This window comes from Shewanella sp. BF02_Schw, assembly GCF_014596695.2.
Taxonomy (GTDB): Bacteria; Pseudomonadota; Gammaproteobacteria; order Enterobacterales; family Shewanellaceae; genus Shewanella.
The window spans coordinates 1283692-1309223 of sequence record NZ_JABKAW020000001.1 but is presented as its reverse complement, the minus strand read 5'-3'; the positions used below and the strand labels follow the sequence as shown (position 1 = coordinate 1309223).

Genomic DNA, 25532 nt, shown 5'->3' with positions numbered 1-25532 from the left:
GATTATTCAACCTCAATCGTTAGGTCGGTATCAACCGGAGCCACTGGTTTAACGTCGTGATACAACGCCGATCCCGATGCTTTGAACTCTGCCGCCTTTTGTGCCATCGCCTCAAATGGATTAAGAGCTTGAGTCGAATGTTGGTTTTGATATGCACTAGCGGAAGATACTTCAATCTTAAGTGCTTCAGCTTGTTCAAGATTCGCGGCATATTCACGTACTTCGTGGGTTATTTTCATCGAACAAAATTTAGGCCCACACATTGAACAAAAATGAGCCACTTTGGCTGATTCTTGTGGTAACGATTCGTCGTGATAAGCACGAGCGGTATCAGGATCAAGACCTAGGTTATATTGATCTTCCCAACGGAATTCAAAGCGGGCTTTTGATAAGGCATTATCACGTACTTGTGCACCTGGATGGCCTTTAGCGACATCAGCAGCATGGGCAGCAATCTTGTAGGCAATTAAGCCTTGTTTTACATCTTCTTTGTTAGGCAAACCTAAATGTTCTTTAGGGGTGACGTAACACAACATCGCCACGCCGTACCAAGCCATCATGGCAGCGCCAATACCGGAGGTGAAGTGATCATAACCCGGAGCAATATCAGTCGTTTGTGGGCCTAAGGTATAAAATGGTGCTTCATCACAAAGGGCCAATTGCTTTTCCATATTGACTTTAATCAATTGCATTGGCACATGGCCAGGGCCTTCGATGATGGTCTGCACATCGTATTCCCATGCAATTTTGACCAATTCACCTAAGGTTTCTAATTCCGCAAATTGCGCTTCATCATTGGCATCGGCAATTGAACCGGGGCGCATACCATCCCCTAACGACAATGACACATCGTATTGGGCACAAATTTGGCAAATATCGCGAAAGTGTTCATATAAGAAACTTTCTTGATGGTGACTTAAACACCACTTAGCCATAATTGAACCGCCACGCGACACAATACCGGTAAGGCGTTTGGCGGTCATGGGTACATAACGCAATAACACCCCTGCATGAATCGTAAAATAGTCTACGCCCTGCTCGGCTTGTTCAATCAATGTATCTCTAAATACAGCCCAACTGAGGTCTTCGGCAACGCCATTTACTTTTTCTAATGCTTGATAAATCGGCACAGTACCAATCGGCACAGGCGAATTGCGGATAAGCCACTCACGCGTTTCATGAATATAACGTCCAGTCGACAAATCCATAACCGTATCGGCGCCCCAACGGGTTGACCACACGAGTTTTTCAACTTCTTCTTCAATCGAAGATGTCACCGCAGAATTACCAATATTGGCATTCACCTTCACTAAAAAATTACGCCCAATAATCATAGGTTCAGTTTCAGGATGGTTAATATTAAGCGGAATAATCGCTCGACCTCGAGCGACTTCATCACGGACAAACTCAGGAGTGATAAGTTGCCCAATATGCGCACCAAAAGCCTCACCTGGCGCTTTTTGAGTCAATACGCTATCGGTTACTTCAGCGCGAGCCATGTTTTCACGAATGGCAATGTATTCCATTTCGGGGGTAATAATACCTTGACGAGCATAATACATTTGGGTCACGCATTTGCCAGACTTGGCACGTTTAGGCGCGACAAGGGCGTCAAAGCGTAAATGATCGAGTCCATCATCGGCCAGCCGCTGTTGGGTAAAGCCCGAACTTGCACCCGTTAATTGCTCAGTATCTTGTCGCTCATCAATCCATGCTTGACGGATTTTAGGTAAACCTTCACGCACGTTGATATCAGCAAGGGGATCAGAATAAGCACCCGCACAGTCATAAACCATTATCGGCGGATTGGCTTGTTTAATGGGTTCAGCGTCAGTACCACCAATGACGGTATCAGTTTGATTCACTTGGCGCATAGCGACGTTGATATCAGCACGACTACCGGTTAAATAGACTTTTTCTGAATTAGGATGTTGTAACGGTTTAAGAGTATCAATAAATTGTTGAGCGTTAGCTCGAGTTTGACGACGGTTTGGATTTGACATTAGCAACCTCAATATTAAGAGTAGAGTTGCTTGTCTGGAGAGGTGTTGATAGCAGCAGTAAACGATAAAAATACTATTGCTTACGTCAATAATCACATAGAAAAATACTAAAGTAATAACGTAACTGGATATATAAACCGATAAAAAACTCGGAGGTAAACGTCCATTTACGGTCTTGTTAATACGTTATTTATCTTCCCAACTATCATGATTATTACGCTTGTTTCCTTCGCAGGTTCTAGCCTGATCAGGTTCAACGGATCCCGAATAAACGGTCTCAGCCATAATGGCACTCCGACAAGATGTCCCGCAGTATAAGCAAGCTTGTCGCTAAATAACAAGCACTAAAATAATCATTTCATACAAAAGTTATCAATCCACATACCAGAAACTAATATGAGGTTATTGATATCCCCATGGTTCATCCATCACCACAGACAGGTATTTATCAAGGTGCGACACTATGTCGCATTCATCATATTTATTAGTAGATTATAATTTCAAAAAACTGACAAACACCTTTGAAATATATTCATCAAAGGTTGATAAAAATAACAATAAAGGTGATGACGTTGGCAAATAAAGCAATCCAAACCATTAAATTAAATACAAATTACCCATGGGTTTACTCATCAATTTCATTGGCTGTAATGTTTGCTATTACACCTCAAGTAATGGCTGAGCAGTACGATAAGCAAAATAGTGAAGGCATTGAGCGGGTTGAAGTACATGGACAAAACACGACTAACAAAGACTTACTCGGCTCAGCCCAAAGCTTACTTGAAAAGCAAGGAGTAGACTTTTCTGAAGCGGGTGGCGTATCTGCATTACCGATTTTAAATGGCATGATGGGCGATCGGATCAAAGTGCTCATTGATGGCAGCGACATTACCTCATCATGTGCAAACCAGATGAACCCGCCACTTTCTTATGTGTCAGCCAATCACATTAGTTCGACCCAAGTGGTTGCTGGAGTCTCTCCGGTGAGCGCCGGTGGCGATAATATTGCCGGCGTAATTAACGTCACTAGCTTAACCTCTGTATTTACCGATAGTGACAATGTGACATGGCAAAGTGGTAACATATCTAGTGGTTACCGAAGCACCAATGACGCCATTCTCGCAGGTGTAAATGCCACAGTTGCGAGTAAAACATTAAGCTTTAGTTACCAAGGATCATTTGAAGATGCAAACAGCTATACCGACGGCCACGGCGATAAAGTACTAGACACTTTATACCAATCACAAAATCATGCATTAACCGCTGCTTGGCAAGATGACATTCAACAAATTGCTGTCAAATTGACCCATCAACATATCCCCTTTCAAGGTTTCGCTAACCAGTATATGGACATGACGAATAATGACAGTTATGGCGCATTAGTGCGCTATCAACGAACGCTGGAAAATGAAGGCGAGTTCACTGCCCAAGCGAACTGGCACAATGTCGAGCATGAAATGGGTTTCTTTAGCGATGAAAAAACCGGCATGATGCCAATGGAAACTAAGGGTAAAGATTACAGTTACCAACTGCATTGGCTGCTGCCAATCAGTTCAGACAGTACATTATTAATTGGCCAAGAATATTATGTTTATCAGCTTGATGATACATGGCCAGCGATTGAAGGTTCTACCATGATGGGCCCCAATGACTACGTCAATATCAATGATGGCGAACGCCAACGTGCTGCACTTTATGGCGAGTGGCAACAAACACTTAATACTCGTTGGTGGCTGTCTGCAGGTGTTCGTTATGAATACGTATCAACCAGCACAGGTGAGGTTCAACCTTATAACACTATGGGTATGATGGGCATGACCAATGTTAATGCCATGGCCGCAGATGAATTTAATAGCCTATATCGAAAGCGCAATGACAATAACATCGACGCCACCCTTCTAGCTCGCTATCAACTCAGTGATACTGAAGTGATAGAACTTGGTTTAGCCCAAAAGAACCGCGCACCCAATTTATATGAGCGATACAGTTGGGGCCAAAGCACCATGTCGACGACTATGATTGGCTGGTACGGCGATGCAAACGGCTACATAGGCAACCCTGACCTTAGAGCAGAAACGGCACATACATTGAGTATGGCTTACAAGCTAGTACAAGATGATTTAGCATTTAGTGCAACAGCTTGGTACAGCAGCATTAACGATTTTATTGATGCCAATGTGGTCAGCAGCTTTAATCGCACAAGTATCGATACTAATAGTCGTCATATTTTACAGTTTACAAATGTCGACGCCACCCTGTTTGGTGCACGCATAGATGCTGAATATCAAATAACAGAAAACCGCAGTGGTATATGGCTCCTTAACGCTAATATCAGTGCCACGCGCGGCGAAAGAGATGACAATGACCAAGCGCTGTATCAAATAAAACCTTTGCAAACTAAGCTAGCTTTACAACAACAGCTAGGCGATTGGCAAAATAGTCTCAGTTGGCTATGGGTTGCGAGTAAAGACCGCGTGGATGAACAGCGTTTAGAAAACACAACTGACAGTTACACACTGCTTAGCTTAAGCAGCAGTATCCGATGGCAAGATGCCACAATGACTATAGCAGTGAAAAATTTACTGGATGAGTATTATCAATTGCCACTTGGCGGTATCAGTATTGCTGAATATAAGGCTGATAACAGTAACGGTTTTCAACAAATCGCTGGTGCGGGTCGCTCATTAGAATTAAATGTCAGTTACGCGTTCTAGTTAATCAGCTATAAGTCATAAAGCATATGGCCAGTAATGTGTACCACATTATTGGCTAGGCTAAAACAGCAATTTTGCTGATGTTAAGACAGAAAAAAGCCCCTACATTTCTGTAGAGGCTTTCATCTTATTTGGCGGAGCGGACGCTGATCTTGAAACAGTGAACCCGCGACCTCCGGCGTGACAGGCCGGTTTTTATTGATCTGGGATGGAATAACATTAATGCGCTGACATTTGATAATCTAGCAGGTATTGCATTCTAAGCTGAATAACACATTCTGCTGATTTTTGAACAGAAAAAAGCCCCTACATTGCTGTAGAGGCTTTTTCTTATTTGGCTGAGCGGACGCTGATGTTGAAACAGTGAACCCGCGACCCCCGGCGTGACAGGCCGGTTTCTATTAATCTGCGATGGAATAACATTAATGCACTGACATTTGATAATCTAGCAGGTATTGCAACCTAGGCTGAATCACCAATTCTGGTAATTTTTCATAAGAAAAAAGCCCCTACATTTCTGTAGAGGCTTTCATCTTATTTGGCGGAGCGGACGCTGATGTTGAAACAGTGAACCCGCGACCCCCGGCGTGACAGGCCGGTTTTTATTGATATGTGATGGAATAACATTAATGCACTGACATTTGATAATCTAGCAGGTATTGCATTCTAGGCTGAATGCACCAATTTTGGTAATTTTTCATAAAAAAAAAGCCCCTACATTTCTGTAGAGGCTTTTTCTTATTTGGCTGAGCGGACGCTGATGTTGAAACAGTGAACCCGCGACCCCCGGCGTGACAGGCCGGTTTCTATTAATCTGCGATGGAATAACATTAATGCACTGACATTTGATAATCTAGCAGGTATTGCATCCTAGGCTGAATCACCAATTCTGGTAATTTTTCATAAGAAAAAAGCCCCTACATTTCTGTAGAGGCTTTTTTCTTATTTGGCGGAGCGGACGGGACTCGAACCCGCGACCCCCGGCGTGACAGGCCGGTATTCTAACCAACTGAACTACCGCTCCAAAACGGTTTGTATACTCTTAATAAAACTAACAATAGTATAAAAATTATCTGTTTTATTAAGTGTAAACAGTCACTTGAATGGCGGAGCGGACGGGACTCGAACCCGCGACCCCCGGCGTGACAGGCCGGTATTCTAACCAACTGAACTACCGCTCCACACAAGTGCGATGAATAATAAAGTTGTGATAATTAATCGTCAACAGTTTTTTAATTGTTTTCGCTCATTTAGTTAAAAAATGTACAATTATCAAGTTTTAGTACAAAAACCACTCACTTCAGTGGCTTAGTTTTTATCATCTGGCATACTCAAATCAATATCATCTAAGTCGACGCTTTCTAGAATACTGTCTTTAGGTTTATCTTCATTCACTGGATTTTGCTTTAACCTTTCTTCCGCCGCAGCCATCGCCTTTGCCAGCGTTTGTTTTTTACGCCATATCACCAAACCAATAATACCAACGAAAAAAAGTATGCCATTAATGGTAATAATCCAGAACATCGCATCGTCTTTAGCGACTTTCTCTTCAATTTCTGCTTGAATGGCCGCTTTTTCAGCAAGTTCTTCAACTGTTGGGACTGGAGCTGGGGGCTCTACTAAATTAAAAAACATTTCAGGTAAATTGAGCACAATTTCTCGGCCATCAACCGTAGTAGAAACCACACTGCCTTTAACACGATAACTGCCAAACTCAGTCACTTTAGGTAAGTATAGAATTTGATCTGCACTGGTCATGGTTTGCAAGGTAATAGGCAGCAACAACCCAGCAGGGCCGACTAAGTCAAACTCAAAATGAGTTTCTGCTAATTTCACCACAGATTCATCAACCGTTAACTGTATCTGCCATATGCCTTTTAATGGATCGCTATTGGGTACCATTTTGACGTTGATTGGTTGTGGCAAGAGCTCAAACGGCATCACATATTCACGCTCAAAGACATTATTTCGTGCAGTGACATTGAGTACATAATGACCGGTAGGTTGTTGTAAATTATGGCTTCCGGTAAAGATGCCATCGTCAGGTGTTTCGTCCAACAATTCACCATTGTCTTTATAAGCACCAACAATAATGGTACCCGTTGCGAAATTGTCGTCAGTTGGAAGATGCGCACTGGTAAAACGTGCAGTCCATTCGACCATATACTCCAAACCCGGCATTCTCATGGTTAAATTATCACCCAAGAGTCTTGCTGTAACTTTTAACCTTTCACCCTGATAAAGTGGTTGCGGTAATGGTTGCACTGCAATGTCTAATGCAGAGATTTTTTGTATTGTCGACCCTTCAACCACACTGCCTAATAACTGCCAAGGCCCTGGCATCGGTTTTTCGATATAAATCATATCGGCAGCAATACCATCTACCCATTTTACCGTTTGAGGATGACGATTTGAGTACCATTTGCTGCCATCAGGTAAAATCACCACGACAGGCGCAGAACCATAGCTTCGTTGGATAACTAACGTTAAATGATCAACCATATAATCGATTCGAAAACGATTTTTAAGTTCTGCTGCTTGCGATGCATTGACCACTGCAGCCCGGGCATTAGGTTGCCATGCGAAGATAAGACTCAGCAACAATAAGCATGGAATAACAAGATAACCGGCGCGAGTAGCACTCATAAAGGTTGGTTTACCCTCTCCAGAGACATTTACCTGACTTCGCAATGAGATCAAGTCGTTGTTCGTGTAATAGTATTTCATCGGCTGATGCACCAACGACTTTAAGATTAAACGCCGCCGGATCGATATTTTTAATTCCGCCACCTTCTTGACCCGCTTTTTCATTAGACAAATTAAACTTAATTTGTCCACCTGTCATGATTAAGTAAACATCAGCAAGAATTTCCGCATCGAGTAATGCGCCGTGATAAGTACGGCGGCCATTATCGATACCGTAACGTCGACACAACGCATCTAAGTTATTTTTTTGTCCTGGATGCAGACGTTTTGCAATGGCCAAACTGTCGAGAATACTGCAAATCTCTTTGGTTTTAGGCCCAATTGGATTGAGTTTTGAAAACTCATGGTCCATAAAGCTCACGTCGAAGTTGGCGTTATGAGCGACAATTTCAGCGCCATCGATAAAATCGATAAAATCTTTGGCTATTTGATGAAAACGCGGTTCGTTGGCAACACGGTCATTGGTAATACCGTGAACTTGAATTGCCTCTTCATCAATCGCTTGACCAGGATTAATATATTGGTGATACGTTCGACCTGTTAAGCGACGATTAATCACTTCAACACAACCAATTTCAATAATGCGATGGCCCACATAAATCGGTCCACCCGCTTGGTTCATACCGGTAGTTTCGGTATCGAGGATCACTTGACGACTTGCACTAGAAATAATGTTCATATTTTTTACTCATTCAGCCCTCGCCTTTGTATAAATTGAGTATACTGGCGCGAATATTTCGCTATGGTAACAACTTGATGGCCGAACTCAAACAGCTGTATATTTTTACTGATGGCTCTTGCTTAGGAAATCCAGGACCTGGCGGTTATGGCGTGGTAATGAAATATAAACATCAGCAACATGAAATCGCCGATGGATTCTCATTAACAACCAATAATCGTATGGAACTTTTAGCCCCAATTATCGCGTTAGAAACCTTATACGAACCCTGTAATATTATTTTAACCAGCGATAGCCAGTATATGCGCCAAGGTATTATGACTTGGATCCATGGTTGGAAGAAAAAGGGCTGGATAACCTCAACTAAACAACCAGTTAAAAATGTCGATTTATGGAAGCGTCTAGATGCGGTAAGTCAATTACACAAGATCGACTGGCACTGGGTAAAAGGCCATGCCGGCCACATTGAAAATGAACGTTGTGATGTATTAGCACGCAAAGCGGCTGAAGCTAAGCCTCGACAAGCTGATACCGGTTATAACCCAGAATAGTGAGGTCATCGCTATTTAACTCTAGCTCGGGATAATCACTGGTTATCAAAAAGTCCTTTGCTACGCTAACGGGGTGCATTGACTTGCAATAAGCTAGATATTACCGCTTCAATCAGCCCTGGTAGCAAAAGTAATATTTTGCTATGAAATAGCTCAACTCTTCTGATTTTGGCTTACGGACCTCATCTCTTAAACCGAGTTGAGGTTACTTTTTATGATTTTGAATTGTTTAATGTCTGGGTCTCAATACTCGGAGTGTGAGTTAACCCGGTACGACCTGCCGATGGCGCCGTTGACCAGTTAGGCGCTTTGACCTTCGACTTATCTTTAATCGGTGTAAGTGGAGTCGTCATTTTTCGAGCCACGATTAAGTAAACACTGCCAGTACTAGGTAGCCAGTTGGCGATACTTTTTTGCCACAATGGTGCTTGTTGAGGTTTGCTCGGTTGATTAGGCGTGTTGACTCCGCGGTGCCCTAATAACGAATGGTACATTAACCGTTCATCTGCTAGTACTTTATATCCCAGTAACCCAAGCCAATCTTTAACTCTTGATGGCATAAAAAACTGCCCGTTCCAAGGTAACTGAGTTTGATATTTAGGCAATATTTTGCCTATAAAAGCCGGACTGATGGGATTAAAACCAACAATAAAAATATAACCACTGCTAATGAGCACTCTGTCGAACTCTCGTAAAATTTGATAAGGGTCTGATTCAAATTCTAAAAGAAAACAACTTAACACCGCATCAATGGCACTTTGTTGTACAGGTAAATGATGCGGATCGGCTTGAATACTCGCATCTGCACCATCATAAACAGAAAAATGCCGTGCTATGCTGCAATGTAAACTGTTTAACTGGCTACTTAACGCCCCTGCTTTAAGTAAATGATAGCCAAATATTCGCGGCCACCATGGGGCTAATTTTGCTTCAATCTCAGCTTGCAATAATTCACCAAAAGGTAAATCTTGCCAAATAAGGGGTTTTAACATGGAGCCCGCCAACGATTACTTTGCAAAAATGTCATATTCTCTCAACCCATCAACCTTACCATAGCTCATTTAATATTCAGCTAACCATCATTGATACTTTCAGGATAACTTCACTTGAAGTTATTTAACGATATCCGTTACCCTAACAGATAGTCAATCATCACTCGAGTCAGATTATGCTTAACGTTCATACCATTCCAGCTTTTAATGACAACTACCTCTGGTTAATTCATCAAACAAGTAGCCTTGATGCTTATGTAGTTGACCCTGGCTGCGGCCAAAGTGTTATCGATTACCTAACTACAACAGAACTTAATTTAGTCGGCATACTCATTACTCATCATCACAGCGACCATACTGGCGGTATAAAACAACTGCAGCAGCACTTCAACAACCGTCTTATTGTTTATGGTCCGAGTAACGAACCTATCGATGGTTTAACCCATCCTTTAACCGTTTCATCGGATATAAATATTGAGATACCTCATTTAGGGCTTACCCAAGTGATGGCAGTTCCTGGGCATACTTTAGGTCATATTGCCTATTATATTGATGATAAATTATTTTGTGGCGATACCTTATTCAGTGGCGGATGTGGACGTTTATTCGAAGGCACACCGACACAAATGCTGCAATCGTTAACTATGCTGGCAAACTTACCCGACCAAACCCAAGTCTTTTGTGCTCATGAATACACACAATCCAATGTCGATTTCGCCTTACATGTCACACCAAATAATTCACAGTTGATTGATTATGCCCACAAAGTTGGCCAATTACGCTCACAAAACATACCAACGATACCTAGCACAATCGCGACAGAAAAAGCCATAAACCCGTTCCTACGTTGTCATCTAAATGAGACTCAAGTCGCAATATCAACAGAATACAAAATAACAAATATAGATGATATTCAGACATTTACATTGTTAAGGGAATGGAAAAATCAATTTTAGATTAACATGAAAACACTTTAATAAGACATGCCAAATAATTTAATCTACAATGCCAAACTGAACTAAAGCATGACCAAAAGAGTCTCATAGGCATTTGGTATGTTCGCCCTTTTTTTAACGCCCTGAGAACTTGAGGAAGTGTATCTTCAAATGAAAGCAAACTTGATTATTATAGCTGGCAGTATGCTGGCTATAACGGGGTGCCAGACACTCCATACTGCAGAGCCAAGTTCTGATAGTACAACCCACGCTGTTACAGCTAACGCTAAAAACAAAAAATCAGCGACCGTAACCCTTGATCAAATTGAAGAACAAGTTGCTCAAGTTAACGATTTATGGCTCATGATCGGCAATCAAATGCGCTTTCCTGTTGTCGATAATGCTTTAGTGGCTCAATACCGCCAATGGTACATCGAGAATCCTACGCATTTAGAAATCGTGACTCAACGTGCTCAGCCATATCTGTATTACATTGTAGAACAGTTAAAAAAGCGTAATTTACCTTTAGAGCTAGCATTGTTACCTATTGTTGAAAGTGGCTTTGACCCACTCGCCTATTCACCAAGTCATGCCTCGGGGTTATGGCAATTAACCGCGCCAACGGCCATGTCGTTCGGTGTAAAGACAAATTGGTGGTATGACGGACGCCGTGATGTTGCCTCATCGACAAAAGCTGCTTTAGATTTAATGGAATACCTCTACGCCAAAATGGATCACAATTGGTTATATACCATTGCCGCTTATAACTCAGGTGAAGGTCGAATATTCAATGCAATAAAACATAACCAGGCCCGTGGAAAATCGACAGATTTCTGGTCACTATCGCTGCCTCGGGAAACAGCTCATTATGTGCCTCAGTTATTAGCATTGGCCGATGTCATTAAACATGCAGACAAGTACGGTATCAATTTAATCCCTATTGATAATTCACCTCAGATAGAGGTAGTCAATATTGAAAGCCAACTCGACATTAACTTAGCTGCTGATTTGGCTCAAATTGACATAAATGATTTAAAAGCGATTAATCCAGGTTTAAAGCGCTGGGCAACCGCCCCACAAGGTCCACATCAATTGATTGTACCTAGTGAAAAAGCGGCTTCCTTTAAACGAGCATTAGCCACTATTGAACCAAACTCTCATATTAACTGGGTTCGGTATAAAATTAAATCTGGTGACAGCATCAGTGAAATTGCCGACCAATTTGAAACCACTGCAACATTAATAAGAAGCAGTAACGGTATTAAAGGCAATAATATTGTTGCTGGTCGTTTTTTAATTATTCCTGTTGCGGCAAAAGATCCCGATCTCGTCACCATGACAGCAGACCAAGTACTCGCGCGTAGAACCGTGGTTAAATCAAGCTCGAACAAGCAAGCTTATACCATTAAATCTGGTGATTCATTATGGAAGATAGCGCAGTCACAGCAAGTGACCGTCGCACAACTAATGAAGTGGAATAATCTTAAAAAACAATCCACGTTAGCCATTGGCAAATCATTAGTTATTTTTCCTAATGAAGTCGCCTCTCTCACTGCAAGCAATGATAAAACGGTTAGCTATCGCGTACAATCAGGTGACTCTTTAGCGCGTATAGCACTTAAATATAAGGTTACCGTTGCAGAGTTAATCGAATGGAACAGTTTACAAAACAGTAAATTGATCCAACCAGGACAGATACTGAAATTGATTATGACCAATAGCTAGTTAGCTTTGCCAATAAGGCACAATTAATGAACAAAGGCTAAAACAGCTATTGGTATGAGTTAAACACTCAGTTAATTTCAATTATAAAAAAACGGACAAGTGAACACTTGTCCGTTTTTTTATGGCATAACATTAGCATTAATAAATCCACTGGTTCACAGTGTTCAATAATTTGATTAGGCTAACCATGCTGTTATTACTGTACATTTTTAGCCTAGATAACCTCGACACGGGATAATAAACGGTTATCAAACAGTCCTTTGTCTCGCTAACTGTGTTGCATTGACTTGCAATAGGTTAGCTATTGACGTACCAATGCGCCTTGTTAGCAAAACAAATGACAAGTTTGATATAAAATAGGCTAAATATTGTCATTTCGACTCACATATCCCACTTCTTACACCGAGTTGAGGTTAGTTAACGGCAAACCGTATAGCAGTAACAAAGCCGCTTTGAATAAGGCTGTAGTATTATTCATATCGAAGCACCTACAGCCCTTGTCATTAATGGATGATTTAAATTCCAAGCTTCTTAAACAATCCTTCTTTTAGCTTTTCTTTAGCTTTATCAGCCTCATCTTTAAATTGGCCTTCCAATAACGCTTTGGTATCAATGCCAAACTTAGGCTCTTGGAATGTACCTTTGATAGTTAACGGAATGTCGATACCTTTCAGTGACTCATCAGCAGCTTCGCCTTGTCCTGATAACGACCCGACGACACTGGTTGTTAAGGTGTAATCCAACGCTTCGGTGGCAATGTTTGCTGTGCCTTTACCATTTAAGCGAATTAACGGTGAAGCCATCGCTAAATCAGGGTTAGTCACAACAGCATCTTTCATCGTGAAACTACCGGTCAAACTGGTAAAATCGGTTTTCAGCTCTTCTTTCTTATCTGCCGATAAATCACCTTTCAATTTTTGCTGCGCGCTACGGATCATCTGTGGAATGTTAACCCCATACAACGAGCCATCTGCTACTTCAAACTGACCCACTGCATTAAGATTGTTTTTTAGATTATCAGCAATCAAACTGGCACCGCTGCCTTTAACTTCAAAACTCGCTGTTCCAGAAAGTAAATCCACTTCAGCAGCATCGATTAATAACGGACGAATTTGCACACCAGTTAACTTTTTATCAAACACATAAGTTGGTACCGCTTTACGACCATCAAGCTTAGCGCTAAGTGCTAGCTTACCTTCATATAAATCGGCAGTCAGCGACGATAACGTTAATACACCTTTATTTATGGCCATTTTCATTTGCCAATTTTGCGTTAACATATTACTGACTTTAATTGATTTAGCGGTTAAGTTTAGAGTTAAATCTATACTCTTTAATGCCGATAAATCAGGTTCTTGAGTTGACGCAGTTTCAGATGTTGCCTCAGTCTCTTTCGCATCGCCTTCTTGCTTTGGCAGTAATGCATCGACATCAATATCGCCAACATCAAGATTCATCGCAATTTTAGGAATGCTATTACCATAATTAATCTTAATATCGCCAGTGGCAGCTAAGTCCATAGCTGACATTTTAGTCAATTGCAGCTCAATGGTTTTGGCATCTAATGCCATCGTCATTTGTGTACTCAGCTCTGCGGTAATCGCTTTGCCTGGCAAGCTATCGCCTTGGGCTTTATGCACCATGTCAAAATCATTAATCGTGACATTCTGCAATGCTTGGTCGACTTTAACGTTGCCTTGCCCAGATGACGCTAACTGCATATCAGGCAGTGTCGCTGAAAACTCGTAAGCAAAATCAGCGAATTGTCCTAGGCTGAACGGTCCTAAAGTAAAACTTTTTAGACTGAAGGTTTGAGTCGTATTGCTGGCCATATCAATAATATTGATATTCGTATTGGTAAGTTCAATGCCGCCAATATCTAAGGTCTGTAAAGACATCGCTTCTGAATTGCTTGAAGTTGATTGTGGTTTTTCTGCCGATGTTTCAGCAGTCAAACCATCAAAACTGGTCTTGCCGTCTTTTTGAGTGACTAAGTTGAGTGTTAAGCCATCAAGCTTTAATAAATCAACTTCAATTTGTTGGCTAAATAATGGCATCAACGCCACATTAGCCACTGCCTCATTAACATCAAGCATCGAAGCTGGGGTAAACCCATTTGGGTTCGATAACGAAATGCCCCCAAGCTTGATGCCTAAAGATGGAAACACGCTCCAACTTAAATCTTGGCTGATTTGTAAATCACGGCCAGTTTGATTTTTTACCGCATCGACAATTTGCGGTTTAAAATTATTTAAATCGAAAAACATTGTGAGGTAGACAGTTACACCTATCACTAACGTTAGCACTATTGCTAACAACCACTTTATTAGTTTCATTTTTGCTTCCTTGTCTGTCGCTATTTTAAGTTAAAATAGCTAAATCCAGTGCCTGCCTACTGACAGCAACACCATTTAAATCTGCGTAGATCATCATTCCAGGAGAAATACTGATGCCAGCAATCTCAATTGTGACATTGACCTCTCCTACGCCTTTTTTGTCAGTTTTAATGGGATTAGCGCCTAAAGCTTGCACACCAATTAACATGGTGTTAATGGTTCCAGCGTCACGAATACAACCATTAATGATAATACCTTCCCAACCATTGTCACATGCACTTAAGGCTATCATGTCGCCAAGCAATGCACGTCTTGTTGAGCCACCTCCGTCAACAACCAATACTTTACCGTGACCCTTTTTAGCTAATTCAGATTTTACTTTTGAATTGTCTTCAAAACATTTAACGGTCACGACTTCACCATAGAATATCGATTTTGCGCCGAATGCTTTCCATGGATTTGACAACAACGTCAATTGTTCAGGGTAGTGATCAAATAAGTCTGGCAATAGATCTAACATGACTCCTCCTTGTAGATCAAAATCTTAGGTTACCGAGAATGAGTATATTCAACAAGTATTGTTAACGATATATTATTACACTCAAAAAGTACCGTTAACTTAGTATATCAACATACCCACAAATCAAGTTAAAGAGTGACTTATTCAATAAAAATGAATATAATTTATAAAAATAACGTAAAAAATCATACTTATGAGTGAAGATTTAAATTTACAGAAAATGATGGATGCGTTTGATGAGTTAGACTTCGAACAACGCACTACCACAAACCTTGAAAATGCCCGTAATAAGCAGCAAATGACAGCGTATATTGACTCGTTGGATTTTAGTTTGCGCCGTTTATTAATCTTGCAAGACACGGTCAATACTATTGTTGAGCAGAAACAAGTAAACCTGCTTAAACAAGAGCATATTCAAACTTATAAAACTAAGATAATTAACCTCTCACGCCAGTACAATATCTCATATCAAGATGTCATCAACATTATGGTGCAAATATCACACTAGTACTGCTGAAATAATTGAATCTATTTCTGAGAGAATAAGTAACCTCAACTTGAGTGAACAGGTGAAATAAATCGCTAAAATGGATTTATTTCAAGTCCGCTATCGCAAACTTGCGATGTATTTAACTCATAATGATTTTTTCATCAGTCAGTTACTATATCAATGACATGGCTATTTCAAGTGAAAACACCATCGATAGTAAGTTACAGAGTCTGTGAGATAAAGAGCTGTTTGGGCATCATTCATTATCTCGAACGGAAGCTAGTCAGGCTTATAGAACCAACCTGACTAACGGCGGGTTATTTTACTTTAAATTGGTCTACAAGCTGATGTAACTGAATAGCACCTTGTTCTATATCCATACTGCCTTTGTTAATGAGCTCATTCTGAGTTCGATTTTCTAACGACATGTCATTGATGCGAGTAATATTCATATTCAGTTCGCCAATAACAGTGCTTTGCTCTTCTGTGGCTGCTGCTATTTGAACATTCATTTGCGATATTTGCTCAATTGAAGACTTAATATTTTCAAGCGCAACTACAACTTGTTGAGTTTCATTGACCGTTTCAGATGATTTGACTTTAGCCCTAGCAACAGAAGCATTAACACTGTCAATGGCACTTCTGATTGCGTCGATGATAAGATTAATTTCACTTGTTGAAGCTTGAGTTCGGCTAGCAAGCGTTCGAACTTCATCAGCAACAACAGCAAAACCTCGACCAGCTTCTCCCGCTCTAGCGGCTTCGATGGCAGCATTCAACGCTAACAAATTAGTTTGATCTGCTATTCCCACAATCACATCCAGAATTTGACCAATCTTACTTGAACTTACTTGTAAGCCTTTAGCAACCTCTTCTGTCGCGGCTAATTCACTGGATAATTCAGATATTTTTTTCATCGCATTATCAACAACGTTAGCAGATTTGTCTGCCTCTTTATCAGCATGGTGGGTACTGTCTGCTGCCAGTTGCGCATTAGAAGCCACTTCTGATGCGGTCATCGACATTTCATTTATCGCGGTTGCCACATTCTCAGTTTCGGCTTGTACGTTAGATGAGATTTGATTGGCCTGCTGTGCAATCGTCGACATATTTTGTGCTAAGCGACTCGACTCATCAACCGAGTGGCTGACAGATATAATGACTTTCTGGATTTTATCAATAAAAGCATTGAAATGATGTGCGATTTGTTTGAGTTCATCATTACCCTCTTCAGACAAACGTAAGGTCAAGTCCCCCTCGCCCTTGGCAATATTTTTAAACGCGCTAATGGTTTCAATCATCGGCCCTGAAATACTGCGAATGATAAAAAACAGCAATAAGATGACAGGCAGCCAAACCAGAGCCAATAACAATAAGTATTGCGTAATAAATTGATTTTTATCATTTTGAATATCATCGACATAGATACCCGTCCCGATAATCCATCCCCAGGGCCTAAAACGCTTGACCACTGACATTTTTGGACTAGGTTGTTCCTGTTGTGGTTTGTTCCACATGTAATCTACTCGTGCTGAATCCTGCTGTTCGGTACGTTGGATCATTTGTTCAAACAGCTTAACGCCATTTGGATCTTGCATTGCTAATACCTTGGTATTGACTAATTGCTTAGCAAAAGCATGTTGGATCATCGTCCCTTGAGTATCAATACTGAAATAATACTCATTGCCTGAATAGCGTAATTTATCAATTGCCGCCAAAGCCATGACTTTGGCCTCATCTTCGCTCAGGCTTCCAGACTGAGCATCTTGATAATATTTATCCGCGATGGTGGTAGCGATGTCTACCAGAGCATTCAGTTTGGCTTCTTTTTCATTAATTAACACGTTTTCAACTCGTGTTAATGAAAACCAAAAAACGATAACAGTAGCAATGATCGCTAAGGCCAACATTCCTAATAAACGGTTTGCAATCGTCGTTTTACGAAAAAGCATATTAATTGGGTTCATACAGGCACCATGACATTATGATTATTATTAAAATGGTTATGAGATGAAAACTGACACGAACTCAGCAATGTTAGTTATAGTATAAAATAGACTCAGTAACAGGACTGTTTTATCACTGCTGTGTTTTGTTGATGAGTTGTTCACGATAGTGCTTCGCAACCGACAAATATAGTAGACTTTATTATAATGGCTAAAAAGGGCCCCTTAATTATTCCATGCTGCATCTATCGTAATAATGCAGCTTGATCTGGTTCGATATGCCAATCGATATTTCTGCTCAATAGCGTTTCTATTCCGCAATAAAGATGATTACTTCGCAACAATAACCATCTCAATTTGTGCTCTTAACCACACAAAAGCGGGATCGGTCTCAGTATTCATGTGCCAATATAAATGGGTATCAATGTCCGGTAGTTCAAATGGCATTGTGCACACATGTAAATCTGGATGTGTAAATTGCTCCGCTAAAGAGCGCGGTAAGGTCAACATAAAAGGCGACCCTATGACAATTTTCGCGGCTGTTTGGTAACTCTGGCATCGGTATTTAATGTGCCGATTAATACCTTGTTGTTGTAACAAAATATCTTCCATTACTCGGCCAGTGGGCCTACTCGATACTGCTACATGCTCAGCATTGGCATAGTCGGTTGGAGTCAGCTTCGTACTAGGCTCTAAATACATTGCATGTTGTCGACGGTCTATCAACACACAAAATGGATCTGACAATAGGGTTTTGTGAGCTAAAGGGGCATTCACCGCTCGCGCAACATCAATGGCTAAATCCACCTCCCCATTGGCTAATTGACGCGCTATATTTTCCCGAGATAATGACATACTGGCTATTTTCGCATGCGGAATTAACTGCGAAACTTGCTTAATCAGCGTCGGCATTATTTGGCTTTCTAGGGCCTCATGAATGGCTATTTTAAAAGTTTGCTCCGTAGTAAGCGGGTCAAACTCCCCACATTGCTGCAGTATTTGCCTTATTCGATTTAGCGCACTTATAAGTTGCGGAGCCATACGTTGACAAGCAGCTGTCGGTTGCATTTGCAGGCCTTGGCGTACAAATAGCGGGTCGTTTAACACTAAACGTAATCGTTTTATCGCATGGCTTACTGCTGATGGCGTTATAAACAACGACTTTGACGCTAAAGTCATGTTTTGTTCAGAATAAAGCGCTTCAAATATTTTCAACAAATTAAGGTCAAGCTGCTGAATTGCTTTAGTATCTGCCATCTTGACCTCTATTGTTAAATGAATTTGCCACACACATCTATGAATAGCATTCATTACAAACTAGCATGTTATTTCATTTCATTCACTCAAAATACTGCGATATGCTGAACTCTTAACAATAGCTTGGTCACATACTGACAATAACTGAGGCTTACGTCACACAGGATGCTTAAATGAATATCTACGCTACAGAAAAATCACAACAATATTTAGCGAAAGTAACGTTGTTTATTAATCAATATATCCTCCCAATTGAAGCTGAATTACTCGCAGAAAATAGACGAATCAATCACAGTTGCGATTGGACACGTTGGCAACTGTTACCGCAAATAGAAGCACTTAAAGCTCAAGCAAAAGCACTAGGATTATGGAATATATTTCTACCTGATGCCACATTAGGTAAAGGGCTGACTTGTGTTGAATACGCCCCCTTAGCTGAAGCAATGGGGCGATCGCTTCTGGCCCCAGAAATCTTCAATTGTAATGCACCAGATACCGGTAACATGGAAGTGCTTTATCACTTTGGTGATAAGCAACAACAGCAACAATGGTTAACACCTCTACTAGCTGGCGAAATCCGATCAGTATTTGCGATGACAGAACCTGACGTGGCTTCGTCGGATGCCACCAATATGCAAGCCACTATTATTGAAGACGGTGATGATGTTGTCATCAATGGCCGCAAATGGTGGTCAACGGGTTTGGGCCATCCAAATAGTAAGATCATGATCTTTATGGGACTGTCTCATAGCGACGCACCAAAACACCAACGTCATAGCATGGTATTGGTGCCGATGGACACGCCTGGGGTCAGCATCACACGTATGTTAACCGCCTATGGTGATTATGATGCCCCTTATGGCCATGGAGAAATGGAACTCGTTAATGTACGAGTACCCAAAAGTAATGTCATTATGGGTTTAGGTAAAGGCTTTGAAATAGCTCAAGGTCGATTAGGCCCCGGTCGTATTCATCACTGTATGCGCGCGATTGGCGCAGCAGAACGAGCCTTATCATTAGCGATTGAGCGCGGTAAATCTCGAATCGCCTTTGGTCAGCCTATTATCAAATTAGGCGGTAATCTTGAACGTATAGCCCAAGCGCGCATGGCAATAGAGCAAGCTCGATTATTGACACTTAATGCCGCGTGGAAAATTGATAACTTAGGCGTCAAGCACGCCATGACCGATATTTCTGCAATTAAAGTGGTTGTCCCGAATATGCTGACCCAAGTCGTCGATATGGCGATTCAAATATATGGTGGTGCAGGCATGAACCATGACACACCATTAGCAGGTTTTGCAGCAATGGCCCGCAGTTTACGTTTAGCCGATGGACCGGATGAAGTGCATATGGCCATGGTGTCGCGTCTTGAGTTAGCAAAATACCAATAATGGTGATGACAATGAAACCAATAGAACTACAACATGTGGTGATCACCGGCGCGGCATCGGGCTTAGGTAAAGCTCTTGCGCTTAAATGGGCGAGTCAGCATGCCGAAGTGTGCGTTGCAGATATTAATCAACCAGCTGGCGAACAGGTGTGCCAAGAAATCGAAGCGTTAGGAGGCAAGGCTTTTTTCGTGCCTTGCGATATCACCAACACAGACAGCATTACAGCCCTCGTAAAAGTACTGAATGAGCGTTGGCAACATATCGATGTATTAATCAATAATGCCGGCGTCGCTTCTGCAGATAAAATAGAAGCTGAACCTATGTTGCAATGGCGTTGGATTATGGAAATCAACTTATTTGGTATCGTTAACATGTGTCAGCAATTTGTACCGCTTTTTAAACAACAAGGTGTTGGCAGTATTGTGAATGTGGCATCACAAGCGGGTTTAACCCCAATCCCATTTATGTCCAGTTATAATGCATCAAAAGCGGCTGTGGTATCGTTGTCAGAAACGTTGCGCTTAGAACTTGCCGATGACAATATTAATGTTAGCGTGTTATGCCCTGGCTTTTTTAAAACAAATCTTGGTACTAGCTTACGCACCCAATTACCAACCATGGAAAAACTCATGGGTAAGCTATTTGATAAGTCACCTATCAATGCAACACAAGTGGCAGACATCGCCTATCAAGGCGAAAAGAACAAACAATTTCTATTACTGACACATCAACAAGGCAAACGGCTTTATCAGTTAAAACGTTTATTGCCTTTACATTGGTATTTTAAACTAGTGTTAAAACAAACACAGCGTCTTAGGCAATTGTTAAGGGAGGAACAAGCTTAATGAACCAACAATATCTTGATAAAGCTAAAACGGTTCGTACCGGCGAGGAGCTTGACGCAGCGGTTATCGACCCGTGGTTAAAACAGCACATTAATGGGCTTGAAGGTGAGTTAACCATAACCCAGTACACTGGCGGTGCATCCAATTGGACTTACTGTTTAAGCTACGCTAATCGCGATCTTATTTTACGCCGTGCACCTAAAGGCACCAAAGCCAAAGGTGCTCACGACATGGGGCGCGAGTATCGATTACAGCAAGCACTTAAACCCGTGTACCCTTATGTGCCTGCAATGCTGGTACATTGCGATGATGACAATGTCTTAGGGACTGAGTTTTATGTCATGGAAAAGCTCAATGGCATTATCCCAAGACAAAATCTTCCTAAAGGCTTAAACGTCGATAAACAACAAGCCAGAACCCTTTGCACCAATGTGATTGATTGTTTAATCGAGTTACACAAAGTGGATATTGATGCCGCTAACCTTAACCACATCGGCAAAGGCGAAGGTTATACTCAGCGTCAGATTGATGGCTGGAGCCAGCGCTACACTCAAGCTAAAACTTGGAATGTGCCCTCTGGTAAAAGTGTGATGACTTGGCTACAACAACATAAACCAGCACAAGAAACCATTTGCCTAACCCACAATGACTTTCGGTTTGATAACGTGGTGTTAGATCCAGATGACATCAGTAAGGTCAATGGAATACTTGACTGGGAACTGGCAACACTCGGTAATCCATTGATGGATTTGGGCAATACCCTCGCCTATTGGGTTGAAGCCGATGATGACTTTTTAGCTCAAATGACTCGCCGCCAACCCACACACCTTGATGGCATGCTCACTCGCAAGCAAGTGGTGAAATATTACTGTGACAAAATGGACATCACTATTGAAGATTTTCGCTTTTATGAAGTATTTGGTTTATTCCGTTTAGCAGGCATAGTACAGCAAATTTATTATCGCTATCACCATAAACAAACACGCAACCCTGCATTCAAACAATTTTGGATTTTTTCACATTATTTGTTGTGGCGCTGTAAACGTGCAATGAAGCAAAAAGGATAACCGTGGCGAATATTTATTTAATCCGCCATGGGCAAGCAAGCTTTGGCGCTAATAACTATGACAACTTATCAAGTTTAGGCCATAGCCAAGCAAGGCATTTGGGTGAGTATTTTAACCAACGCTTAATTCAACCTAACCATGTTATTTGCGGCAACATGACTCGTCATCAACAAACTCGTGATGCTTGTTTATCGACGTTGTCACCACTTTTATTGAATGAGTCATTACAGATAAGTACTCTTTGGAATGAGTTTGACCATGAAAATGTGATTGCGGTTTATCGACCAGACTTAGCCAATCCAGAAGCGATGAAGCATTACCTTCAACAACAAGCTTCACCCACCAGGGCCTTTATCGAATTATTTAGTCAAGCCATTGAGCAATGGCAACAACAATCAAATTACGCTAACGATAACGATAACTATAACTATAACTATAACGAATCTTGGCAACACTTTACTCAACGTGTAAGCCAAGGATTACAACAACTGATCGAGCAGACAAATGACAATGACACTGTGTTTGTATTCACCTCTGGTGGCGTAATTAGTGCCGCGATAATGCAAATATTATCAGTACCAGAAGGTCAATTTTTTAATATCAATAAACAGCTAGTTAATTGCGGTGTGAGCCAATTACAGTTAAAACGACAACGACTGAGTTTAATTACCTTAAATGAGCATAGCTTTTTTGATGGGGAGCAACGCCATTTATGCAGCTTGATTTAAGTTATATTCACTTTGTGAGTATCGTTAAGTGACGATGCTCAACACATTTAGCAAAACAATTAAAACAAAAATAAAGAGCACATTATGAAACGGACAAACATATTAATCACTGGGGCGAGTTCAGGTTTAGGCCGCGGTATGGCAATTGAATTTGCTAAGCAAAACCATAATCTAGCCTTGTGTGCTAGACGAATAGACCGCCTCGAAGAATTAAAGCAAGAATTATTGGTGATTAATCCCAATATACAGGTGATAATTAAATCACTTGATGTGAACGACCACCCACAAGTATTTGAAGTATTTAGTCAATTTAAACAAGAATTAGGCCAACTAGATCGCGTCATTGTTAATGCTGGAATGGGCAAAGGTGCTGCAATTGGTCGCGGTTTTTTTGAAGCTAACTTACAAACTGCGCAAACTAACTTTATTGCTGCCATTGCCCAGTGTGAAGCTGCGATGGCCATTTTTCGTGAGCAAAACAATGGCCATCTTGTCACTATTTCATCGATTAGTGCAGTGCGTGGATTTAGACGTGCCATGACCGTTTATGCGGCTACAAAAGCAGCCTTAACGTCGTTATCTGAAGGTATCCGTATCGATGTGATGAACACACCAATAAAAGTGACGTGTATACACCCTGGCTTTATTCGCAGTGAGATTAATGAAAAAGTTAAAACGGTTCCGTTTATTGTCGACACCGAGACAGGTTGTAAAGCTATGGTGAAAGCGATTCAAAAAGAGAAAGCTAATGCTTATGTACCGAGTTATCCATGGGCTATTTTGCATTGGGTATTACGTATTGCGCCGCTTAGTGTGCTGCGTAAAATGAGTTAAATTTTTTTAAGAAAATGAGCTAAAACAAAAATGCCAAACTCTATGTTTGGCATTATTTTATTACGCACATTAACTTCAATGATATTCATTAAGCTGCCACGACTTGTCTGGCTTTACGCAATGGGTGCAAACGATTATGCATCACTTTAATGGTGTCGAATTGTACTAGCGATTTGCTGTCTGATAACTGACAGTATTGCGATAGAATCATCACTGTTGCGGCTTGTAAGCCATTATCAACCACTAATGCTAATACTTTTGAATAACCACAATTAAGTTGAAATAACTTACCGACTTCGCAATAAACACACTCATCACTCACGTCGAAAAACCAAGACTTGGGCATTTGTGATTGCAATAAAAAATGGGCAGCGGTGGCATTTAAAGCGGTTTGTACAATACCTGCATCAGAGATGTGTAGCACTTTAGGAAGTGTTTCGAGCATTTTAATGTAGAATTTTGCATGTTCAAGATTAAATTCAGTTGCGGTTAACGCATCTGGAATTAATTGTTTTGTCTTGTATGGGGTTAAGAACTCCATCTCGGAACCCAATGAAATACTTAGCTGCTTGCAAGTTTCATTGTATTCCCAATGCCAGTCCTTGTTTGGCATTAATAACATGGCAATCTGCACCTAAATGTTGAACACTTGTGCATAATAGTTTATTTTTCACCCAATATCAAAATTTAATTATAAATTATAACATAAATTTCATAGTGTTAGCGCGATCGAATGATCTAAAATTCGATCGCGGCATGATTTTTGATCAATAACGTTATATTTTAGTCACTATTTTTTACAATAAGCTCTAGCGATCTGATCAACCAATTTAGGACCTTGATAGATAAAACCAGAGTATATCTGCACCATAGTTGAGCCAGCGTCAAATTTAGCTAAAGCATCTGCTGCACTATTGATCCCACCAACACCAATGATCGGGATCTTACCTTGTAAACAGATCGCTAATTGTTTGATCACTTGTGTTGATAAATCCGTCAACGGTTTGCCACTTAAGCCACCCATTTCTTCAGCATTTTTTAATCCAACCACATTATCGCGGCTTAAGGTGGTGTTGGTAGCAATAACACCATCAAACTGATTACTCATCAATGAATCAGCTATCGCACTAATTTCTTCTGAGCTTAAATCAGGCGCAATTTTTAGCGCCACTGGCACATATTTACCGTGTTTAGCGGCTAATTCAGTTTGTTTGGCTTTAATTGAGCTAAGTAAGTCATCTAATAACTCACCGTATTGCATTGAACGTAAACCAGGAGTGTTAGGAGAGGAAATATTAACTGCAATATAGCTCGCATATTGATAAACCTTTTCCATACAAATTAGGTAGTCATCTTTACCCTGCTCTACTGGAGTGTCTTTATTTTTACCTATGTTCACGCCAACCATAATGTCAGACTTTTTGGCCATTAAATTACGTACCAGATTATCGACACCTTTATTATTAAAACCCATGCGATTAATAATGCCTTTGGCAGGTTTTAATCGAAATAAACGCGGTTGATCGTTACCGGCTTGTGGCCGTGGTGTTACTGTCCCGACTTCAACATGGCCAAAACCCATTGCATGAAAAGCATCAATTGACTCGCCGTCTTTATCTAATCCTGCAGCTAAGCCGACAGGATTTGGGAACGTCAGTCCCATACAGGTTACAGGAGCAGATTTAACCTGTTGACGATAGAAACAATTTAACAGATTGTTTCCGGTCATTTTCAAACTGCCAATCGCGATATTGTGGGCTAACTCAGGGTCCATCTGAAACATTACTTTTTGCGCGAGTTTGTAAAACAT

General features: G+C 41.0%; 20 protein-coding genes, 2 tRNA genes and 1 riboswitch. Of the genes, 10 read left to right on the top strand and 12 right to left on the bottom strand.

Annotation, left to right across the window (positions count from 1 at the left end):
* Nucleotides 1–2 precede the first annotated feature (2 nt).
* Nucleotides 3–2003: a phosphomethylpyrimidine synthase ThiC gene (thiC, locus tag HNW13_RS05890; RefSeq protein ID WP_192115028.1), complete on the bottom strand. Its 2001-nt coding sequence runs from the start codon at nt 2001–2003 to the stop codon at nt 3–5.
* Between the two features lie 207 nt (nt 2004–2210).
* Nucleotides 2211–2310, bottom strand: a riboswitch (TPP riboswitch).
* Nucleotides 2311–2569: 259 nt separating this feature from the next.
* Between thiC and HNW13_RS05885 the strand changes: the two genes are divergently transcribed.
* Nucleotides 2570–4717 (top strand): TonB-dependent receptor, encoded by a 2148-nt coding sequence (locus HNW13_RS05885; protein ID WP_192115029.1) that lies wholly within the window; start codon nt 2570–2572, stop codon nt 4715–4717.
* A gap of 947 nt (nt 4718–5664) precedes the next feature.
* On the opposite strand, the gene HNW13_RS05880 is transcribed toward HNW13_RS05885, so the two are convergent.
* From HNW13_RS05880 to dnaQ, 4 genes are all read right to left on the bottom strand, one after another.
* Nucleotides 5665–5741, bottom strand: a tRNA-Asp gene (locus HNW13_RS05880).
* 80 nt (nt 5742–5821) lie between these two features.
* Nucleotides 5822–5898: transfer RNA gene (locus tag HNW13_RS05875), tRNA-Asp, on the bottom strand.
* 127 nt (nt 5899–6025) lie between these two features.
* Nucleotides 6026–7363 (bottom strand): TIGR03503 family protein, encoded by a 1338-nt coding sequence (locus HNW13_RS05870; RefSeq protein ID WP_192115030.1) that lies wholly within the window; start codon nt 7361–7363, stop codon nt 6026–6028.
* Between the two features lie 10 nt (nt 7364–7373).
* Complete coding sequence (gene dnaQ, locus HNW13_RS05865; RefSeq protein WP_101087004.1) at nt 7374–8102, bottom strand: DNA polymerase III subunit epsilon; 729 nt, start codon at nt 8100–8102, stop codon at nt 7374–7376.
* 77 nt (nt 8103–8179) lie between these two features.
* Between dnaQ and rnhA the strand changes: the two genes are divergently transcribed.
* Entirely contained in the window at nt 8180–8653 is a 474-nt protein-coding gene (gene rnhA, locus HNW13_RS05860) for a ribonuclease HI (RefSeq protein WP_101087003.1), read from the top strand.
* 212 nt (nt 8654–8865) lie between these two features.
* Here the strand turns inward: rnhA and HNW13_RS05855 are convergent, their stop codons facing one another.
* Nucleotides 8866–9645, bottom strand: a complete 780-nt coding sequence (locus HNW13_RS05855) for a methyltransferase domain-containing protein (RefSeq protein WP_162023269.1) — start codon at nt 9643–9645, stop codon at nt 8866–8868.
* 176 nt (nt 9646–9821) lie between these two features.
* Between HNW13_RS05855 and gloB the strand changes: the two genes are divergently transcribed.
* Both gloB and HNW13_RS05845 read left to right on the top strand, forming a co-directional pair.
* Nucleotides 9822–10601: a hydroxyacylglutathione hydrolase gene (gloB, locus tag HNW13_RS05850; RefSeq protein WP_192115031.1), complete on the top strand. Its 780-nt coding sequence runs from the start codon at nt 9822–9824 to the stop codon at nt 10599–10601.
* 150 nt (nt 10602–10751) lie between these two features.
* Nucleotides 10752–12305: a LysM peptidoglycan-binding domain-containing protein gene (locus tag HNW13_RS05845; RefSeq protein WP_192115032.1), complete on the top strand. Its 1554-nt coding sequence runs from the start codon at nt 10752–10754 to the stop codon at nt 12303–12305.
* 515 nt (nt 12306–12820) lie between these two features.
* Here the strand turns inward: HNW13_RS05845 and HNW13_RS05840 are convergent.
* The gene (locus HNW13_RS05840) at nt 12821–14641 is read right to left on the bottom strand and encodes an AsmA family protein (RefSeq protein WP_192115033.1); all 1821 of its coding nucleotides are present in this window, start codon (nt 14639–14641) and stop codon (nt 12821–12823) included.
* A 25-nt stretch (nt 14642–14666) separates the two neighbouring features.
* A complete protein-coding gene (locus HNW13_RS05835; protein WP_101086998.1) occupies nt 14667–15161 on the bottom strand; it encodes a putative 4-hydroxy-4-methyl-2-oxoglutarate aldolase in 495 nt (164 codons plus the stop codon).
* A gap of 193 nt (nt 15162–15354) precedes the next feature.
* Here HNW13_RS05835 and HNW13_RS05830 point away from each other — a divergent pair, with 193 nt between their 5' ends.
* Nucleotides 15355–15669 carry a hypothetical protein gene (locus HNW13_RS05830; protein WP_101086997.1) on the top strand — a complete coding sequence of 105 codons (315 nt, stop codon included), beginning with the start codon at nt 15355–15357 and terminating at the stop codon, nt 15667–15669.
* 299 nt (nt 15670–15968) lie between these two features.
* Here HNW13_RS05830 and HNW13_RS05825 read toward each other — a convergent pair whose 3' ends face one another.
* Nucleotides 15969–17618, bottom strand: coding sequence for a methyl-accepting chemotaxis protein (locus HNW13_RS05825; RefSeq protein WP_192115034.1), 1650 nt, complete (start codon nt 17616–17618; stop codon nt 15969–15971).
* Between the two features lie 309 nt (nt 17619–17927).
* Nucleotides 17928–18854 carry a LysR family transcriptional regulator gene (locus HNW13_RS05820; protein WP_174839640.1) on the bottom strand — a complete coding sequence of 309 codons (927 nt, stop codon included), beginning with the start codon at nt 18852–18854 and terminating at the stop codon, nt 17928–17930.
* A gap of 173 nt (nt 18855–19027) precedes the next feature.
* Between HNW13_RS05820 and HNW13_RS05815 the strand changes: the two genes are divergently transcribed.
* The 5 genes from HNW13_RS05815 (at nt 19028) to HNW13_RS05795 (ending at nt 23722) form a co-directional block, all read left to right on the top strand.
* Entirely contained in the window at nt 19028–20248 is a 1221-nt protein-coding gene (locus HNW13_RS05815) for an acyl-CoA dehydrogenase family protein (protein WP_192115035.1), read from the top strand.
* A gap of 11 nt (nt 20249–20259) precedes the next feature.
* Entirely contained in the window at nt 20260–21093 is an 834-nt protein-coding gene (locus HNW13_RS05810) for an SDR family oxidoreductase (RefSeq protein ID WP_192115036.1), read from the top strand.
* On the top strand, nt 21093–22160 hold the full coding sequence (locus HNW13_RS05805) for a phosphotransferase family protein (RefSeq protein WP_192115037.1): 1068 nt from the start codon (nt 21093–21095) through the stop codon (nt 22158–22160). Before HNW13_RS05810 ends, HNW13_RS05805 begins: the two co-directional genes overlap by 1 nt.
* 2 nt (nt 22161–22162) lie before the next feature.
* The gene (locus HNW13_RS05800) at nt 22163–22888 is read left to right on the top strand and encodes a histidine phosphatase family protein (protein WP_192115038.1); all 726 of its coding nucleotides are present in this window, start codon (nt 22163–22165) and stop codon (nt 22886–22888) included.
* An 84-nt stretch (nt 22889–22972) separates the two neighbouring features.
* Nucleotides 22973–23722, top strand: coding sequence for an SDR family oxidoreductase (locus tag HNW13_RS05795; protein ID WP_192115039.1), 750 nt, complete (start codon nt 22973–22975; stop codon nt 23720–23722).
* 88 nt (nt 23723–23810) lie between these two features.
* On the opposite strand, the gene HNW13_RS05790 is transcribed toward HNW13_RS05795, so the two are convergent.
* Nucleotides 23811–24344, bottom strand: coding sequence for a cell division protein ZapC (locus HNW13_RS05790; protein WP_192115040.1), 534 nt, complete (start codon nt 24342–24344; stop codon nt 23811–23813).
* A gap of 168 nt (nt 24345–24512) precedes the next feature.
* A complete protein-coding gene (gene pyrD / locus HNW13_RS05785; RefSeq protein WP_101086989.1) occupies nt 24513–25532 on the bottom strand; it encodes a quinone-dependent dihydroorotate dehydrogenase in 1020 nt (339 codons plus the stop codon).